The sequence below is a fragment of the Polaromonas sp. P1_G1 genome (assembly GCF_056405595.1).
The window spans coordinates 1-492 of record NZ_JBFUBU010000162.1; the positions used below are offsets into that span (position 1 = coordinate 1).

Annotated in this window: 1 protein-coding gene; it reads left to right on the forward strand. The window is 56.1% G+C overall.

Annotated elements, in window-relative coordinates; all coding sequences use genetic code 11:
* The coding region (gene atpH / locus AC1D1Y_RS26275; protein WP_477684932.1) for an ATP synthase F1 subunit delta at positions 1-328 on the forward strand (328 nt) is incomplete at its 5' end.
* Between the last annotated feature and the right edge of the window lie 164 nt (positions 329-492).

The window sequence follows — 492 nt, forward strand, 5'->3', positions numbered from 1 at the left end:
GTCTGAGCAAGGCAAGAACTTTCTGCGCACCGTGATAGACAACGGACGCCTGGAAGCCCTGCCTGAAATTGCAGCCCAGTTCCGCGCGCTGAAGAACGCACAAAGCGGACTTTCCGATGCTGTGGTGTACAGCGCCTTTCCAATCGATGCGCAAGCGTTGACGGACGTGGCAGCTTCGCTCGAAAAGCGTTTTGGTCGCAAGCTCAATGTGTCCGTTGCGCTCGACGCCGATCTGATCGGCGGTATTCGCGTGGTGGTGGGTGACGAAGTTCTTGACACCTCCGTCAAGGCCCGTCTGGAACAAATGAAAGCGGCTTTGACAGCCTGAGGCGCAAGCCGCCTGCTGTGAAGCCCAACTAAAGAAAGAAGGAAAGAGTCATGCAACTCAATCCCGCAGAAATTTCTGAATTGATCAAGAGCCGCATTGACGGCTTGTCCGCCAGCGCTGACATCCGTAACCAAGGCACCGTGGTGTCGGTGACGGACGGTATC